This is a genomic window from Pseudarthrobacter sp. AL07 (assembly GCF_029960665.1).
Lineage (GTDB): Bacteria > Actinomycetota > Actinomycetes > Actinomycetales > Micrococcaceae > Arthrobacter.
The window spans coordinates 1-1,391 of record NZ_JASBRB010000074.1; the positions used below are offsets into that span (position 1 = coordinate 1).

A 1,391-nucleotide genomic window follows, 5' to 3' on the forward strand; every position below is an offset into this window, starting at 1 on the left:
GAGATCAAAAACAAAGAAACGTCACCCACAAATTAAATGGCTCGGTCAGGAGCCCAGGGTCCCTGGCGTGACCTTCATGCCGTTGCTGCACGGCGCGACTAAGGCCGGATTTCGCACCCGAGCAACGGTGGGCCAAGATGCCGGAGGCCCACAGGGTCTGACGGCTCCGGCTGAATCGTTAACCGCACCGGTATGCGTTGCCTGGCAGTCAGTCCGCCGCGGCCGGCGCCCGCCCCCGTCGTAGTACACGGACACACAGCGCAACGTTCCGGCCCCCAGACGTAACCTGTTTAGATGCCTCGTTTCGCGCTTGATATTGAGTCCGTCCCCCGCCCCGTCCGCGCCCAGGAGCTGCTGGACGCCGTGAATCACCGGGTGGTCATTGCCGATGGCGCCATGGGCACCATGCTGCAGGGCCGGGAACTGTCCCTTGAAAAAGACTTCCTGGGCCTCGAAGGCTGCAACGAGATCCTCAACGACACGCGCCCGGACGTCCTCGCGGACATCCACGACGCGTACTTCGCCACAGGCATCGATGCGGTCGAAACGAATACCTTCGGCGCGAACTGGTCCAACCTCTCCGACTACGGCATTGACGACCGGATCGAAGAGCTCGCCCGGAAGGGTGCGGAGATCGCCCGCGAACGCGCAGAAGCGGCAGAAGCAAAAGACGGACGGATGCGGTGGGTCCTGGGCTCGATGGGGCCGGGCACCAAGCTCCCCAGCCTCGGACACACCAGCTACGACTACCTCAAGCAGACCTTCGCCCTGCAGGCCGAGGGCCTCATCGACGGGGGAGCGGACGCCTTCCTCATCGAGACGAGCCAGGACCTCCTGCAGGATAGGCCTTCTCACCGACGGTGATACTAGGACGTCAAGTTGACATCGCCACCTGAATGAAGCTCTCCGGGTTCATCGGAGAGATGCAAGTTCTCTCTAGAAACTCACCCCCACGCTGCCGCCGCGGAACTTTGCCTGATGCTCAACAAAAGGTGCGATCCACCACGAATCAACTTGGCAAAGATGAACCCGGATCGCGGGCACCTCATAACTGGTCATGCCCGACGGGAGAACCTTGGCCGGACTAAGAGTCAGAACGTCTGGAGTGGGCACGCTGTTCCCGGGCGAGATTGCAGTGATCAGGTCCCGGGCCTGCTGGTCTGCCAGCGCTTCTTTCTCCTGACGGGAGGTCTTCCAGTTCCCTGCCTCTTTGAAGAATTCCACTCCAAATTCGTGCAGGTTCGTTTGCGTGAATGTCTTTGTTGAGACAGGGATGCCCACGTAAACAGTCGAACCGCAAACTACGACTACGCGATTCAGTTGCGCACCGTTTTCTGGCTCTTCAGAATGCAGAGTGTAGTTTCGGTCTGAAGCCTCCAGATTCCAGCAGT

At 60.3% G+C, this 1,391-nt stretch carries 1 protein-coding gene and 1 pseudogene; one reads left to right on the forward strand and one right to left on the reverse strand.

The genetic code is table 11. The features are described from left to right. Positions 1-294: 294 nt before the first annotated feature. Positions 295-840, forward strand: a pseudogene (locus QK290_RS18425) (homocysteine S-methyltransferase family protein); the annotation flags it as partial. A gap of 96 nt (positions 841-936) precedes the next feature. Here the strand turns inward: QK290_RS18425 and QK290_RS18430 are convergent. Further along, positions 937-1,391 (reverse strand): hypothetical protein (locus tag QK290_RS18430; protein ID WP_282332119.1); only part of this gene is annotated, 455 nt, incomplete at its 5' end.